Consider the following 15,610-nt stretch of genomic DNA (forward strand, 5'->3'; position numbering starts at 1 on the left):
TCCCCATGCCCGAGCCCCGTCACTGGCATCTCGTCGTGTACGACGTCTCCGAGCCCAAGGCGCTGCGCAAGGTGCACAAGGTGCTGAGCGCCTGGGGCAAGCCCGTTCAGTATTCGGTCTTCCGCGTACGCGGGACGGGGCGCGAGCTGGCGCGCCTGCGCTTCGAGCTGACCGGGCTCATCGCCCCGGAGGGCCGGCTGATGTTCATCCGGCTCTGTCCGGACTGCGCCACGAGGGTCACCGTGCAGGGCAACGATCTGGCGCCGCTCGATCTTGAGCCACCGCCGTTCCGGATCGTGTGAGGCGGAGGATCAAGCATCGGCGCGCGATGGCGCGCGCCTCCCGGTCCTTGACATTCGAACCCAGTGATTACGATAATTTACGTCGTGGTGAGGCCTGGGCAGGTGCGTGAATGGCACCCGACGCGCAGAAAGGCGCTGCTGGACGAGGAGCGCGCACGCGAGCGGGGCGTGCACGGCAACTCGGAAGGGAGGAGCTTGCTGGAGTGGTGAAATTGGTGAATTATATCAATTACTTGCGATGGCGGTCCGATCCCCGCCGTGATGCCGGAAGGCGTTGAGCACAGCAGTGCGGCATCAAGGTCGTCGTCGTGAAGTCCCGATCCCCGCCGTGATGCCGGAAGGCGTTGAGCACAGAACCGCCGTCCCGCCCTGCGTGAAGCGCAGCTCGCCGATCCCCGCCGTGATGCCGGAAGGCGTTGAGCACAAGCAGATCCGCCAGAAGCTTCCGGGCGGCGCGGTCCGATCCCCGCCGTGATGCCGGAAGGCGTTGAGCACACGACGCACGAGCTCATGAGCTCGGCGCTGTCCCTCCGATCCCCGCCGTGATGCCGGAAGGCGTTGAGCACGTCGCGCCGGGCAGAAGCGGCGTCGCGTCGTCCTCCCGATCCCCGCCGTGATGCCGGAAGGCGTTGAGCACCTTCACCCCCCGAGCGCGGGCGCGGCTCCGACGGCCGATCCCCGCCGTGATGCCGGAAGGCGTTGAGCACCGCGCGCCGCAGCCGGGTAGCCGCTCGTGCTGGCCCGATCCCCGCCGTGATGCCGGAAGGCGTTGAGCACTCGACCACGTAGAGCACGTCTCTCGCCCCCGGCGGGGGCCGATCCCCGCCGTGATGCCGGAAGGCGTTGAGCACTGGGTGGGCTGGGCCGTGGTCCAGATCCGTGCCAGCCGATCCCCGCCGTGATGCCGGAAGGCGTTGAGCACTGGCGCAAGTCGTACCGGGCCGGCCAGGACCCCTACCGATCCCCGCCGTGATGCCGGAAGGCGTTGAGCACGCCACCATCCCGTGGCCTGAGGACCAGCCGGGCGCCGATCCCCGCCGTGATGCCGGAAGGCGTTGAGCACGCCGCGGATGAGGTAGCCAGTGCGGCCTGAAGAGCCGATCCCCGCCGTGATGCCGGAAGGCGTTGAGCACTCCTTTAGCGTCGGGCCGACGAGCGCCATTACACGCCCGATCCCCGCCGTGATGCCGGAAGGCGTTGAGCACTTGCAGAGGAGCCCCCACAGGAAGCCCTCCCAGGCCGATCCCCGCCGTGATGCCGGAAGGCGTTGAGCACTCCAGGCTCGCCTCGCCCCAGATCGCGCACTTCCGCCGATCCCCGCCGTGATGCCGGAAGGCGTTGAGCACGGAGAGGTCGACGGCTAGGACCTTCACGACTCTTCCGCCGATCCCCGCCGTGATGCCGGAAGGCGTTGAGCACTACTTCGGATCGTCGCGATCAAACGTGGCGAATGTCCCGATCCCCGCCGTGATGCCGGAAGGCGTTGAGCACACCAAGCCCGCGCCGTCGCCGCCGAGCGACGACGCCCGATCCCCGCCGTGATGCCGGAAGGCGTTGAGCACCGTCGACCTTGTCGAGAAGAGCCTGGAGTGCCCGCCGATCCCCGCCGTGATGCCGGAAGGCGTTGAGCACCTCTCGTCGTCCCCCTCCCTCGCGACGTCCACGCCGCCGATCCCCGCCGTGATGCCGGAAGGCGTTGAGCACATCTGGACGGTGCCCCTCCTCGCCGCCGTCTGGCACCGATCCCCGCCGTGATGCCGGACGGCGTTGAGCACTACGTCGCCTGCGCCGCCTCGTAGGCGTCCCAGGCCCGATCCCCGCCGTGATGCCGGAAGGCGTTGAGCACATCACCGCTGTTGCATACTCGTCGAGTCCTACATGCCGATCCCCGCCGTGATGCCGGAAGGCGTTGAGCACTAGCAGGTTTGCAGCGTATCGATCAGAACACCGCTCGCCGATCCCCGCCGTGATGCCGGAAGGCGTTGAGCACCAGTCCTGCCCGGTGAGGCGGAGCGCCTGCGCCGTCTCCGATCCCCGCCGTGATGCCGGAAGGCGTTGAGCACCAGACCGGGCTCAACAACCTCGTCCACTTCGCCTCGGCCGATCCCCGCCGTGATGCCGGAAGGCGTTGAGCACAACTGCCGCGCCGCCGGGTCGCGAAGGTCCTGCACCGATCCCCGCCGTGATGCCGGAAGGCGTTGAGCACGCGATGTCTCCGGCCTGCATCCCGGTTCCCGCATGCCGATCCCCGCCGTGATGCCGGAAGGCGTTGAGCACTGGTCGACCGCGACGATCTGGCCTCTGCCATCACCGATCCCCGCCGTGATGCCGGAAGGCGTTGAGCACACGCAGAACACGGGCGCGACGAACGCCAAGGCACATGATCCCCCGCCGTGATGCCGTTAGCACCCCAAGCTCGTGGGCGACCTTCACGCGGTCGTCGCCGTGATCCTGTCGATGCTCCTCGGAAACCGCGTGAATTTGCACGGGCCGACCCACCTGGCTCCCCGGACCCGAGGCGGCGCGAGCCGGCGGGACCTCACCGGTCGCGGGGGCGTAGGCCAGCGCTTCGACCGCCGAGAAGTGGCCGTCCACCGCCGTCGTCGCCGACGATCTCCCAAGCCGGCGGCCCGAAGAGCGAAGGCCCGGAGCAACACCTCCGAGCCTTCAGGTCGTTCACCGGGACGCGCGCCGACACGCGGGGGTCGCACGTCGGCTCAGTGGAGGTCCGCTCTTCGGCGACCGCCAGCGCCGGGACATGGGCGCCGTTCGCTTCGTCATCTGCGCGGGAACGGTCCGGCCGACGCTCGGCCGTGGAGCCCCGTGCCCTGCCCTGACGTCGGGGCACACGGACGTCACACGGAGACGGGCAGGCCAGGCCGACGCTCATAGCGGACGGCGAGCCGTCGAGCGATCCGTTTTGAACGTAGCGAGCCACCGGTGGACGAGACAGTGCCAAGCTCGTTTACGCGCGCTCCGATCCACCGCCGCGACCGGTCGCGCTTGGTCCGCCGGTGGCAGGCTCGCACGGATGTGTTGGCGCGCAGAACACCGTTGACGTCGCCTTTCGGTGAGAGGACGGTGCGCGTGTCCGGAAAGAGAGGAAACATGGGAGGTGGCCTGAAGAAGGCGAGCGCGCTCGTGCTGTGCGGCGTCCTTGGAATGGTGCTCACGTCTGCGTGCGACTTGTCCTATACTTGCGACACAGTGGAGCCGGGAAGCGCGGGTGCTGGATACCCGACAGAATCCGCAGGGGCGGGAGATTATCTCGGACCAGGTGACGAAGGCGGAGCCGAAGACGTAGGCAGCGAATCGTTCGAGCTGATGGCAGGGTGCTCACCAATCAACAAATGTACCGATATGTACGACGCCTGCGTCGCGAAGGGCTATCCATGCAACCGCTACGTCACCACAGGGTACACGCTCTGCGCGATCTGCCAGGACAATTGCTGGCAGGAGCATGATTACAAGTACCGAGAGTGCTATAGCTGTGGGTTTCGCTGAGCATGACAGCCCTCGTTGACATTCGCACGGCGACGCACGTTGCCTTCGACGCGCCGACCGCAGAGCAATTGATTCGCATCGGCGCGACCCGTGTCGTGCTCGCTTCCGACCGCCTTCTTACCGGACCGAGCCGCCCGAGTCCTCTTGAGCATGTCCGGCAGCGTCAGATTTGGTGGAGCTCGGACGAGGTGTGGGATAGCCTCTATTCGTCGGAGACCCGGTGGGAGTTGCCTGTCGTAACGTGGGTATCATCGAGCCTCCACGAGCGGGTGAACCTCTGGCGGACCTGTAGCTGGTTGCGCGACCTGGGGCTCGCCTGCGACGATATCCTCATCTTGGAGCTTGAGCCCGTCGTCCGTTCAAGGGCAAGAAGTCACGAGGGGTCGAAGCGGCCGTTTGATTGCAGTCATTCGGTGTCCGACCACCCTGACGAAGCCCTTCTCGCGCGAATCGAAAAGGCGAGCCCCTGGCCGCCTGAACGCTATGCTCGCGCCGTTCGCCTCTGGAACAGCTACGTCGACGAGGACCCCTTGCCGTTCGTGGAGAGCTGCTCTGCTGGTGACACCAGCTTTCCAGAGCTCGCTCCCCTGTGGGCGTTCCTCTCTTCCTTCTTTCCAAGAAGGACCACGGAAGCAGCCTTGCGCCTGAGTCGTTTCGACGAGATCACGCTTTCTCGCCTGTTGCCTGAGTGGCAGACGCCGGCGGGCGTGGCCGCCCAGAAGTCGGAGACGCTCGTGGACATGTGGCATTTGCTCTTCTGTACGGGCGACCTGTTCCTGCCGCGCCGCCTGGAGCACTGGGCAGACCACGACTCGAGTGCGGCTGTGGAGCGCGGGCCTGGCCCAAAGCCGCCTGGCGCTGGCTACCCGATGCTTTCGAGCGTCTACCGCCTCACCGAGCGTGGGACGCGGCTCCGAGACGAGGGGCTCGACCAGCTGACGGATGCGCCAAGCCTGCCCATTGCCGGGACAGAGGCGTACTCAGCCTCGGCCCCGTGGGTGCTGCTCGAAGACGGTCGGCTCGCTCGGCTGTGAGCGATAGCAGCGGCTCCAACCAGCGCGCCCGACCGAGGGCACGGGCACCGCTGGCTCTTTGGGCGGCATCGACGGACCCACTCGATGTGCTCCTTCCGCGCTCGATCGCCGCGCCGGTACGTCGTCATCTGCCCTTCACGCCTCGCCACCTCGGCGAGTTCGCCAGCGCCGCGCTCCGCCCTGTCCCGGATCGACAGCGAGCTCCTGCTCCACGCGCTCCGCCTTGTCCCGGATCGACCGCGAGCTCCTTCCTCCACACGCTCCGCCCGCGCTGCGTCGGCGCCGGCGCGCAGCGTCCCCGAGCCCATCGATCCGGCCTCGCGCGCCCCTCTGCTACCCTTCCGCGAATGGAACGCCACCGCTCGCTCCGCATGACCCTCCTCCTCGCCGCTGGCGCCGCCGGCTGCTCCAACGCGAAGAGCCCCGAGATCGCGGTCGTCACGCTCGGCGAGCCGCAGGCCACGCCCCGCGACGCCGGCGTCCCGGAAGAGCCGGGCCAGTCCGCGCCCCGGCCGCCGCGCGGCGTGGGCTGGGTGACGGAGCGGGACGGCACCGTGCACCGCGCCACGCGGGTCCGGTGCGACGCGACCGTCAGCCAGCGCGCGTGCAGCGGCACGGAGCGAACGTTCCAGTGCAAGACGGACGCCGATTGCACCGAGGGACCCCGCGGAAAGTGCGTGAGCTCGTTCGGGCAGATAGGCGCGTATTGCGGCTGCGAGTACGCCTGCGAGAGCGACGCGGAGTGCGGCCCGTCCGAGGCCTGCGTGTGCAAGGGGACAGGCGCCCTCCGGGAGCAGCACTCGGTCTGCGCAAAGGCCCTCTGCTCGGTCGACGCCGATTGCCCCGGAAGCACATGCGGCCTGTCGGCGTACTTCAACGGGTGCTGGGAGCAGGTCACGCTCGCCTGCCGCACCAAGGAAGATACCTGTCAGAGCGACGCGGACTGCCGATCTTCTGACGAGAACCGCGGCGCCGCCTGCGTCGTCTCCGACCCGGAGGGAGAGAGCGTGCGCTGGGAGTGCGCCGGGATCTCCTGCGCCATCGGCCGCCCGCTCGTCGTCGACGGCCGGCCGCGCGCCGCGCAGGGCGCCGCGCGCGACGACTGGCGCGCTCCCGCCGAGCTCGATGTCGCGTCCCTCTCGCCCGAGCTGCGCGAGCTCGCCGCGGCGCACTACGCCGCCGTCGCCGCGCTCGAGCACGCGTCCATCGCGAGCTTCGCCCGCTTCTCCCTCCAGCTCCTCGCGCTCGGGGCGCCGGCCGCCCTCGTCGGCGAGGCGCACCGCGCCGCGCTCGACGAGGTGGAGCACGCGCGCCTCGCCTACGGCGTCGCCTCCCGCCTCGCAGGCCGGGCCATCGGCCCCGGGCCGCTGCTCGAGGCGGCCACGGCGCCGCTCGGCGCGGGGGTCGCCGAGGTGGTGGAGGCGCTCGTCGAGGAGGGCTGCGTGGGCGAGGCGCTGGGCGCGGCGGAGGGCCGTGAGATCGCGCAGCGCGCGGGGGATCCGGCGCTCGCGGCCACGCTCGCGCGCGTCGCCGCCGACGAGGAGCGGCACGCGGCGCTCTCCTGGAAGGCGCTCTCGTGGATGCTCGCGACGTTCGGCGAGCCGGCGCGCTCCGCGGCGGAGCGGGCGTTCTCCCGCGCCGCCGCCCGCTACGCCGCCGACCCGGCGCCCGGGCCCGCCGTGCACGAGGCGCTCGGTCTGCTCCCGGCGCGCGCGCTCGGGGCGCTGCGCCGCGAGGTGATCGCCGAGGTCATCGCGCCATGCCGCGCGGCCTTGGGTGGTGGCCTAATTTGAACATGAAGGCGGTAAGGCGGGAAGAAAAGAACAATGACCTTCCCGCCTTACCGCCTTCATGTGAATCACTCCGGGGCAAATTAGCCCATCACCCGGCCTTGCCGGGGCTGTCGCGCGACAGCGCCGCCGCGCAACCGTCGAGTCCGCCACAACCATCCTCCTGACCGCGAGCGGGCTGATGAGGCAGATCCGCATCCGCCGGGCGCCGGCACAAAGGAGGCCGCGCTCCCGCCGAAGGAGTCGGCTGCTGGCGAGGACGCGAGAAGGAGATGAGAGCGGGGCGCGCCGTCAGCGCCGATGCGTCCCGCTCAGCCGAGAGAGACCCAGACCGATTTGAGCTGCGTCAGCTCGTCGAGCACCGCGCGGCCGTTCTCCCGCCCGAAGCCGGACTGCTTGGTTCCGCCGTACGGGCTCGCCGCGTCGAAGCGGTTGTACGTGTTGATCCAGACCGTGCCCGCCGAGAGGCGCGCGGCCAGCGCGTGCGCCTTGCCGACGTCGCGCGTCCAGATGCCCGCCGCGAGGCCGAACTCGGTCGCGTTCGCGACGCGCGCGGCCTCCTCCACGTCGTCGAAGGGGAGGACCGCCAGCACGGGGCCGAAGATCTCCTCGCGGGCGAGGCTCATCGACGGGGAGACCGCCGAGAACACCGTCGGCTCGACGAAGAACCCCGGGCCCTCGCGGCGCCCGCCGGTCTCGCGGCGCGCCCCCTCGGCCGCGCCGCGGTCGATGTGGCCGAGCACCTTCGTGAAGTGCGCCTCCGAGACGAGGGGGCCCACCTGCGTCGACGGATCGAGCGGATCGCCAGGGACCAGCCGGCGCGCGCCGCTCGTGACCACCTCCAGCACGCGGTCGTGCACCGAGCGCTCCACGAGGAGCCGGCTCCCCGCCGTGCAGAGCTCGCCCTGGTTGTAGAAGATGGCCGTCACCGCCGCCTTCGCGGCGCTCTCCACGTCCGCGTCCGCGAAGACGATGTTGGGGCTCTTGCCGCCCAGCTCCAGCGACAGCTTCTTCAGCGTGCCCGCCGCCGCGCGCATGATCGTCCTGCCCGTCTCCGTGCCGCCCGTGAACGAGATCTTCGCGACGCCCGGGTGCTCGACGAGCGCAGCCCCCGCCTCCTCGCCGTACCCCGTGACGACGTTGACGACCCCCGGCGGCACCCCCGCCTCCGCGAGGATGCGCGCCAGCTCCAGCGTCGTGAGGCTCGCCTCCTCCGGCGGCTTGACGACCACCACGTTGCCCACCGCGAGCGCGGGCGCCACCTTCCGCGCCGCGAGCAGGAGCGGGAAGTTCCAGGGGATGATCGCGCCGATGACGCCGAGCGGCTCGCGCACGGTGTAGTTCAGGAACGGACCCCGGACCGGGATCGTCTCGCCGCCGAGCTTCGTCGCCCACCCGGAGAAGTAGAAGAACGTGTCCGCCGTGCGCGGCACGTCGATCGTCCGCGCGGCCGTGATCGGCTTGCCCGTGTCGAGCGCCTCGAGCCGCGCCAGCTCCTCGCACCGCGCGAGGATCAGCTCCCCCGCCTTCCACAGGATGCGCGCGCGCTCGTTCGGATCCAGCGCCGCCCAGCGCGGAAACGCCGCGCGCGCGGACGTCACGGCGGCGTCCACGTCCTCGCGGCGGCCGCGGGCGAGCCGCGCGAGCGCCCCGCCCGTCGCGGGGTTCGCGGTCTCGAACGTCTCGCCCGAGAGCGCCCCCCGCTCGGCGTTGTCGATCCAGAGACTCTTCACCGTCTCGCGCGTATCACCCATGCCTTCGTCGTAGACCCGCGCACCCGGGCGCGGCAAGCGGCGATGACACGCGCCCCTGCGTGCGGGATACTCGCGCTGCCTATGGATTTCTCCGATCGCCCCACGCTCCCGTCCGTCCCTCCGCGAAGAGTCGTCACCGAGCTGCCCGGGCCGAAGGCGCGCGCCTGGATGGCGCGCGGCGGCTTCGACATGCAGTCGAGGTACCGCGCGGTCGTGATGGACGACGTGGCGAGCCGCGGGTGCTCGCTGGTCGACGTGGACGGCAACGTGTTCCTGGACCTGTTCGCGAACTTCGCGCTCGGGGCGCTCGGCTACAACCACCCCGCGCTGGTCGAGGCGGCGCACCGCGAGGCGTTCATCCGCGCCGTCGCGAACCCGACGTCGACGCCGTTCGTGACGACGCCGGCCTGGTTCGAGTTCGTGGAGGCGCTCGAGCAGCGGTTCGCGCCGCGCGGCATGGCGCGCGTCTTCTGCGTGGACGCGGGGGGCGAGGGCGTCGAGTCCGCGATCAAGGCGGCGTTCATACGGCACGCCGAGCGCCGGCGGGAGGCCGCCGGGCTGCCGAGGAACCCGCTCGAGCTGCCGGAGGAGGTGCAGAAGAGCATCCTCGACAACGCGGGCACCGACGCGGTGGTCGTGTCGTTCGCCGGCGCGTTCCACGGCCGGGGCCTCGGGCCGATGTCCGCCACGCACTCGAAGGTGATCCACAAGGCCGACCTGCCCGCGTTCCCCTGGCCGACGGCGCCCTTCCCCGCGAGCCGCTTCCCGCTGGCGCGCTTCGCCGACGAGAACGACCGCGCCGAGGCGGAGGCGCTCGCCGCGCTCGAGCGGATCCTCGACGCGCACGACGGCCGGGTGGCCGCCGTGATCGTCGAGCCCGTGCAGTCCGAGGGGGGCGACCGGCACGCGAGCGCGGCCTTCTTCCGCCGCGTGCAGGAGCTCGCCGGGAAGGCGGGCGCGGCGCTCATCCTGGACGAGGTGCAGACGGGCATGGGGATCACCGGCACGCTGTGGGCGCACGAGCAGCTCGAGCTCCCGCGCCCGCCCGATCTCATGTGCTTCGGGAAGAAGATGCAGATGGGCGGGTTCTTCGCGACGAGCGCGTACGACGTCGCGCAGTTCGGGCGCATGTACCAGACGCGCAACGGCGACCGCGCGCGGTCCGCGATCGCGCTGGCGACGCTCCGCGCGATCGAGTCCGAGGACCTGCTCGGCAACGTGCGCGCGACGGGCCGCCACTTCCTCTCGCGGCTCGAGGAGCTCTGCGAGCGCCACCCCGCGCTCGCGAGCGAGCCGCGCGGCCGCGGCTTCCTGCTCGCGTTCGACCTGCCGACGACCGCGGCGCGCGACGACTTCCTCTCGCGCGCGCTCCGCCGCGGGGTGTTCGCGAGCTACACGGGGACGCGCTCGGTGCGGCTGCGGCCGCACCTCATCACGACGATCTCGGACGCCGACGAGGCGACCTCTGTCTTCGACGCGGTGCTGCGCGAGATGGCCGGATGATCGTCGATCCGCGCGACGTCTGCCCGGGGGAGGGGCCGGAGAAGGTCGCGCGGGCGCTCGCGCAGTTCTCCGTGGACGAGGCGCAGGACGGCGCGGCGTTCGACGAGGGCTACGGGGCGCTCGACGCGGTCTTCGGGCCGAAGGGGGAGCTCGAGCGCCGGGAGGTGCTCGCGGCGTGGCTCACCGGGGCGCACACGGACGCGGGGGCGCCGATCACGGCGACGTACCACATGCTGCTGGCGCGCAGCGCGGACGACGGGCGCCTCGCCGGCGTGCGCGACTGCTACGTCACGCTGGACCGCGCGGCGCGGCGCTGCGTGGCGCTCCTGTCGCACGCGCTCGTCCTGCCGGCGTTCCGCCGCAGCGGGCTCGCCGCCCTGCTGCGCGCGGCGCCCGTCGCGCTCGCGCGCAGCGCGATCGAGCGTGCGGGGATCGCGGCAGAGCAGGCCGAGATCCTGCTCGCCGCCGAGATGGAGGCCGTCGATCCGGACGACCGCGACACGGTGGTGCGGCTGATCGCTTATGGCCGCGCGGGGTTCGCGGTCATCCCGCCGAAGGTGCTCCCCTACGCGCAGCCGGATTTTCGCGACACCGCGGCGCTCGGCGTCACGCCGGTGCCGCTGCCGCTGCTCGCGGTGGTGCGCCAGGTCGGCGAGGAGGATCGCGACGAGATCCAGCGCGCCCGGGCCGAGTCGTTCCTGCGCCATTACCAGGCCGTCCACGCGCGCGAGGTGAGCCAGGGCGAGCTCGCGCCGATCCGCGAGAACGCGCTCGCGCGCCTGGCGGCGTTCCCGGGGGAGCAGGTGCCCCTGATCCGGATCCCGCGGGGGCCGGCGGAGGTCGCGGGGTTCGCGCCGGTGCTCCGGAGCGCGGTGATGCCGCTGTTCCCGCAGGCGTGGCGCGGCAAGGCGCCGCTCGACGTACCCGAGCGGGAGCTCGAGAGGCTCTGCGCGGCGTGGGGCGGCGGAGGAGAGCGCTAGCGCGGACGGTGCTTCAGCTGTAGCGAGCGCTCTCTCCCATCCGCCCCGCTCCTTGATGGGACAGCGCCATCATGCTAGCTGCGTGGAATGGCGCGCACTTTCATCGCATCCGACCCGCGCTCGGGCAAGCACGAGGCGTTGATCGAGGCGCGACCCGACCTGCTCGACGGAGCAGGTCCTGCAGACATCGAGCGGTTCAAACACCGGCTCTATGATCGTCACATTCACGCAGGCTTGCTCGTCACGCCCAGGACCGCTCATTTTATTTCTGATCGGTTCACATCCGTCGAGTTTTCCGGCGAGTCCTATGATGTGAAGGTGCTGTCGACTGGCAAGCTGTTCAGTCGCATTGCCCATGACGTCGAGCATGGCGAAGGGCTCTACGTCCAGGTCAGGCGATGGCTCGAGGCGGTGGGGCGCTCATGGTGGAGCTCTGTGCCGGAAGAGGCGCTTCCGATGATGCTCCCTGCCATGATCGGGCTCTCCGAGGCCGACCTTGAGGAGTACGAAGACTTGCCTGACGCAGCGTGAGGAAGCGTCATGAGCGCGTTCTTCGTCTACCTGGAGACAAACTGGCTGGTCTCGTACATTTTACCGCACCATCCGTGGCGGAGCGAAGCGCGGTCGCTCCTTGATGCGGCAGACCGAGGCGAGTGCCAGCTGCGCATCCCGATCGCTGCGTTTCTCGAGGCGCGACACGTGGTCCACAGGGAGACGGAGGACCATGCCAGGGCGGTGAAAGCCGTGTCCGAAGGTCTATCCGCCGCCGCCCGGAACCTGAACGACTCTGCGCTCCTCGCGGTCGCGAGAGACGTCTTGAAGGCGGAGTCATCCTATCACCTTCCCGATCCGCAGCGGGAGTTGGACGCTCTGACCCTCAGGTGTAAGCCCTTCATGATCCACCATCCGCAAGAGGAGCAAGCCGCGCTCGATGCGCTCCTCCCCAGCGTGGGCATGCGGGGAACCGACATCGTCGATCTCCACATCATCAGCGCCATCCTGGCCGATCGCGATCTCGATCGTGGACCAGAGGCAGCGGTGCTCTCCGCAAACTCGAAAGAGTTCGATGTCGGCGGCACGACCAGCAAGCTGCCGCGTGACGTGTACTCCAAGCGGCGGCTCGTCTATCTGCCCAAGTTCAACCTCGCTGGCGCGAAGGCGCTCTGGCTGCGTGACAACGGGCGAGGATGGCCAACGCCGCAGCCGACGAGCCCCGACCCGCGCCGAAGGGAAGCTCAAAAGCTTCTTTCTGGACTGAATGACAGCCAGCTCGACGCCATGCTCGTCGAGCTTCGCAAGCAGGGATCGCCGCCGTCCTGACGCCGACCCCTGCCTCGCCTCGAGGAGGGCGTCGACCATGAGCCCCGTCGTCCGCACGCGGGGCGTCACCTACGTATCAGCCAGGATCCGAGGGAGTGCCCACCGGTCGCCTTCCAACCGGGACGCCGCCCGAGGTGCCGGCGCCGATCGAGCGCAGCTGCGCAGGGGCCTGCTCGATCGGGCGCCGCGCCGCCGGCGCGGTAGGATGGAGCACGGAACAAGCCCGCCATGCCGTCCAGCACAGCCAACGTCTCGATACGCACCATCACGGGCGAGATCGCCTCGGACGCCGAAGATCTGCTCGCCGTCGAGGAGCCGCTCGAGGTCGTCGTCGTCGCGCGCGCCCTCGGGGACGCGCGCCGCGCCGAGCGCCGCCTCGGCATCACGATGCGCACGCCCGGCAACGACCGCGAGCTCGCGGTCGGCCTCCTGTTCGCCGAGGGCGTCATCTCCCGCGCGGCCGACGCGATCGCCGTCGAGGAGGCCCTCGGCCCCTCGGGCGACCTCGTGCGCGTCACGCTCGGCGACGACGTGACCGTCGATCTCGGGCGCACCGAGCGGGCCCTCGCGGTCGCGAACGCGAGCTGCGGCGTCTGCGGCAAGGCGTCGATCGACGTCGCGTCGTGCGCGCCGCCCGCGCCGCTCGCGCGGGGCGTCCCGCGGATCGCGCCGCACGTCGTGCACGGGCTCGCCGCGCGGCTCCGCGGCGCGCAGCCGGTGTTCGGGCGGACCGGGGGGCTGCATGCGGCGGCCCTCTTCGACGCGGGCGGCGCGCTCGCCGACCTCCGCGAGGACGTCGGGCGCCACAACGCCGTCGACAAGCTGATCGGCGCCGCCTTGCTCGCCGGGCGGCTGCCCGACCCGGGCGCGGTGCTCATGGTCAGCGGGCGCGCCGGGTTCGAGCTCGTGCAGAAGGCGCTCCGGGCCTCGATCCCGGTGATGGTTGCGGTGGGCGCGCCCTCGAGCCTGGCCGCCGAGCTCGCGGCGGCGCACGGGATGACGCTCGTCGGCTTCGCGCGCGACGGGCGGTTCAACGTGTACGCGGGCCGGGAGCGCATCGAGGTCCCGGTCGCGGTCCCGGCGGAGGCCGCGTCGTGACGGCCCGCGACGTAGGGCGCGACGTGCAGGCGGAGCCGCCGCTCGAGCCCGAGGCGCCCAGGATCGGCGAGCGCAGCGCGGCGGCCGGCGGGCTCCCGGCGGTCGGCGCGACGCTCCGGCACGCGGTCGGCGAGATGGGGGTCGCGCGCGCCGTGCGCACGCTCCTCCGCGTGAACCAGGGCGAGGGCTTCGACTGCCCCGGCTGCGCGTGGCCCGAGCCCGAGGAGAAGCGCTCGGTCGCGGAGTTTTGCGAGAACGGCGCCAAGGCGGTCGCCGAGGAGGCGACGCTCCGCCGCGTCACGCCGGAGTTCTTCCGGGAGCACAGCGTCGAGGCGCTCTCGCGGCAGTCCGACCACTGGCTCGGCAAGCAGGGGCGGCTCGTCCACCCGATGCTGCTCGACGAGGGCGCGTCGCACTACCGCCCTGTGTCGTGGGACGAGGCGCTCGACGTCGTCGCCTCGTCGCTGCGCGCGCTCGGCTCGCCGGACGAGGCGGTCTTCTACACGTCGGGGCGCACGAGCAACGAGGCGGCGTTCCTCTACCAGCTCTTCGTGCGCGAGCTCGGGACGAACAACCTGCCCGACTGCTCGAACATGTGCCACGAGTCGAGCGGCGTCGGCCTGCGCGAGGCCATCGGCGTGGGCAAAGGGACCGTATCCCTCCACGATTTCGAGCTGGCCGACGCGATCTTCGTCGTCGGGCAGAACCCGGGGACGAACCACCCGCGCATGCTCTCGGCGCTGCGCGAGGCGCGGCTCCGCGGGTGCGAGATCGTGACGGTGAACCCGCTCCCCGAGGCCGGCAACGAGCGCTTCCAGCACCCGCAGCACCCGCTCGATCTCGTCGGCTCGGGCGTGCCGCTCTCGACGCTCTTCCTCCAGGTGCGCATCAACGGCGACGTCGCGCTCTTCACCGGGATCATCAAGGAGATGCTCGAAGAGGAGGAGCGGAGGCCGGGCGCGGTGCTCGATCGCGCGTTCATCGCGGGCCACACCCACGGCTTCGAGGCGTTCGCCGACGCCGTGCGCGGCGCGCCCTGGGACGACATCGTCGCGCAGAGCGGGGTCCCGCGCGACCGGATCCGGGCGGCGGCCGAGATCGCGATGCGCTCCGAGCGCACGATCGCCTGCTGGGCCATGGGCCTCACGCAGCACCAGAACGGCGTGGCCAACGTGCAGCAGGTGATGAGCTTCCTGCTCCTCCGCGGCAACATCGGGCGGCCCGGCGCGGGCGCGTGCCCGGTGCGCGGGCACAGCAACGTGCAGGGCGACCGGACGATGGGCATCTGGGAGCGCCCGCCCGCGGAGCTCCTCGATCGGATCGAGCAGAACTTCGGCTTCTCGCCGCCGCGCCGCCACGGGCTCGACACCGTCGCCGCGATCGCGGCGATGGCCGAGGGGCGCGCCCGCGTCTTCTTCGCGCTGGGCGGCAACTTCCTCTCGGCCACGCCGGACACGGCGCTGACCGCCCGCGCCCTCGCCCGGTGCGACCTCACCGCGCACGTGTCGACCAAGCTGAACCGGGCGCACCTCGTGACGGGAAGGCGCGCGCTCATCCTGCCTTGCCTCGGCCGCACCGAGCGCGACGTGCAGGCGGGCGGGCCGCAGCTCGTGACTGTCGAGAACTCGATGGGCGTCGTCTCGAGCTCGCGCGGCAAGCTCCCGCCGGCCTCGGACATGCTGCGGAGCGAGGTGGCCATCGTCGCGGGCCTCGCGCGCGCGGCGCTGGGCGCGCGCTCGCGCGTGCCGTGGGAGGAGCTCACCGTCGACTACGACAGGATCCGCGACCTCATCGCGCGCACGATCGACGGCTTCGACGGCTTCAACGCGCGCATCCGGGACCCGCGCGGCTTCGCGCTGCCGAACGCCGCGGCGCGGCGCGAGTTCCGCACGGCGACCGGCAAGGCGAACTTCATGATCCACCCGCTCCCGCGGCACGATCTCGAGCCGGGCGAGCTCCTGATGATGACGATCCGCAGCCACGACCAGTACAACACGACCATCTACGGGCTCGACGACCGCTACCGCGGCGTCCGGGGCGGGCGCCGCGTCGTGTTCATGAACGCCGAGGACGCGGGCGAGCGCGGCCTCGCCCAGGGGGACCTCGTCGACGTGACGAGCCGCTTCTCCGACGGGGAGCGCGTCGCGCGCGCGTTCCGCGTCGTGCTGTACACGATCCCCCGTGGCAACGTCGCGGCCTACTTCCCCGAGGCGAACGTGCTCGTGCCGCTCGGCAGCATCGCGGAGAAGAGCCACACGCCCGCGTCGAAATCGATCGTGGTGCGCGTCCGGGCGGCCGTCGCGGCCGACGGATCCGCGTGACGCT

The 15,610-nt window shown here is 71.1% G+C and carries 10 protein-coding genes and 1 CRISPR repeat array; of the genes, 9 read left to right on the plus strand and 1 reads right to left on the minus strand.

The window, feature by feature from the left end; all coding sequences use genetic code 11:
* Window positions 1-5: 5 nt before the first annotated feature.
* From cas2 to WMF27_RS46240, 3 genes are all read left to right on the plus strand, one after another.
* Entirely contained in the window at window positions 6-302 is a 297-nt protein-coding gene (gene cas2 / locus WMF27_RS46230) for a CRISPR-associated endonuclease Cas2 (RefSeq protein WP_437762494.1), read from the plus strand.
* A 246-nt stretch (window positions 303-548) separates the two neighbouring features.
* A CRISPR array of direct repeats spans window positions 549-2,648; the repeat unit is 36 nt; unit sequence CCGATCCCCGCCGTGATGCCGGAAGGCGTTGAGCAC.
* 1,160 nt (window positions 2,649-3,808) lie between these two features.
* Window positions 3,809-4,840, plus strand: a complete 1,032-nt coding sequence (locus WMF27_RS46235) for a hypothetical protein (RefSeq protein WP_437762493.1) — start codon at window positions 3,809-3,811, stop codon at window positions 4,838-4,840.
* Window positions 4,841-5,187: 347 nt separating this feature from the next.
* Window positions 5,188-6,633 (plus strand): ferritin-like domain-containing protein, encoded by a 1,446-nt coding sequence (locus WMF27_RS46240; RefSeq protein WP_437762492.1) that lies wholly within the window; start codon window positions 5,188-5,190, stop codon window positions 6,631-6,633.
* Window positions 6,634-6,941: 308 nt separating this feature from the next.
* Here WMF27_RS46240 and WMF27_RS46245 read toward each other — a convergent pair whose 3' ends face one another.
* Window positions 6,942-8,384: an aldehyde dehydrogenase family protein gene (locus tag WMF27_RS46245; protein ID WP_437762491.1), complete on the minus strand. Its 1,443-nt coding sequence runs from the start codon at window positions 8,382-8,384 to the stop codon at window positions 6,942-6,944.
* A gap of 81 nt (window positions 8,385-8,465) precedes the next feature.
* On the opposite strand from WMF27_RS46245, the gene WMF27_RS46250 reads away from it, so the two are divergent.
* The 6 genes from WMF27_RS46250 to WMF27_RS46275 all read left to right on the plus strand — a co-directional run bounded on the left by WMF27_RS46250 (window position 8,466) and on the right by WMF27_RS46275 (window position 15,606).
* Complete coding sequence (locus WMF27_RS46250) at window positions 8,466-9,887, plus strand: aminotransferase class III-fold pyridoxal phosphate-dependent enzyme (RefSeq protein WP_437762490.1); 1,422 nt, start codon at window positions 8,466-8,468, stop codon at window positions 9,885-9,887.
* Window positions 9,884-10,867, plus strand: coding sequence for a hypothetical protein (locus tag WMF27_RS46255; RefSeq protein WP_437762489.1), 984 nt, complete (start codon window positions 9,884-9,886; stop codon window positions 10,865-10,867). The genes WMF27_RS46250 and WMF27_RS46255 overlap by 4 nt, the downstream gene beginning before the upstream one ends.
* 87 nt (window positions 10,868-10,954) lie before the next feature.
* Window positions 10,955-11,398, plus strand: a complete 444-nt coding sequence (locus WMF27_RS46260; protein ID WP_437762488.1) for a hypothetical protein — start codon at window positions 10,955-10,957, stop codon at window positions 11,396-11,398.
* A gap of 9 nt (window positions 11,399-11,407) precedes the next feature.
* Window positions 11,408-12,187 carry a hypothetical protein gene (locus WMF27_RS46265; RefSeq protein WP_437762487.1) on the plus strand — a complete coding sequence of 260 codons (780 nt, stop codon included), beginning with the start codon at window positions 11,408-11,410 and terminating at the stop codon, window positions 12,185-12,187.
* A gap of 228 nt (window positions 12,188-12,415) precedes the next feature.
* A complete protein-coding gene (locus WMF27_RS46270; RefSeq protein ID WP_437762486.1) occupies window positions 12,416-13,285 on the plus strand; it encodes a formate dehydrogenase accessory sulfurtransferase FdhD in 870 nt (289 codons plus the stop codon).
* Window positions 13,282-15,606: an FdhF/YdeP family oxidoreductase gene (locus WMF27_RS46275; protein WP_437762485.1), complete on the plus strand. Its 2,325-nt coding sequence runs from the start codon at window positions 13,282-13,284 to the stop codon at window positions 15,604-15,606. Before WMF27_RS46270 ends, WMF27_RS46275 begins: the two co-directional genes overlap by 4 nt.
* The last annotated feature ends 4 nt before the right edge of the window (window positions 15,607-15,610 follow it).

The sequence above is a fragment of the Sorangium sp. So ce281 genome, from assembly GCF_051527395.1.
GTDB lineage: Bacteria > Myxococcota_A > Polyangia > Polyangiales > Polyangiaceae > Sorangium > Sorangium cellulosum_B.

What these genes read in the sequence shown, in the direction of transcription:
- cas2 (WP_437762494.1), top strand. Translation starts at nt 6, where the DNA reads ATGCCCGAGCCCCGTCACTGGCATCTCGTCGTGTACGACGTCTCCGAG.
- WMF27_RS46235 (WP_437762493.1), top strand. Translation starts at nt 3,809, where the DNA reads ATGACAGCCCTCGTTGACATTCGCACGGCGACGCACGTTGCCTTCGAC.
- WMF27_RS46240 (WP_437762492.1), top strand. Translation starts at nt 5,188, where the DNA reads ATGGAACGCCACCGCTCGCTCCGCATGACCCTCCTCCTCGCCGCTGGC.
- WMF27_RS46245 (WP_437762491.1), bottom strand. Translation starts at nt 8,384, where the DNA reads ATGGGTGATACGCGCGAGACGGTGAAGAGTCTCTGGATCGACAACGCC.
- WMF27_RS46250 (WP_437762490.1), top strand. Translation starts at nt 8,466, where the DNA reads ATGGATTTCTCCGATCGCCCCACGCTCCCGTCCGTCCCTCCGCGAAGA.
- WMF27_RS46255 (WP_437762489.1), top strand. Translation starts at nt 9,884, where the DNA reads ATGATCGTCGATCCGCGCGACGTCTGCCCGGGGGAGGGGCCGGAGAAG.
- WMF27_RS46260 (WP_437762488.1), top strand. Translation starts at nt 10,955, where the DNA reads ATGGCGCGCACTTTCATCGCATCCGACCCGCGCTCGGGCAAGCACGAG.
- WMF27_RS46265 (WP_437762487.1), top strand. Translation starts at nt 11,408, where the DNA reads ATGAGCGCGTTCTTCGTCTACCTGGAGACAAACTGGCTGGTCTCGTAC.
- WMF27_RS46270 (WP_437762486.1), top strand. Translation starts at nt 12,416, where the DNA reads ATGCCGTCCAGCACAGCCAACGTCTCGATACGCACCATCACGGGCGAG.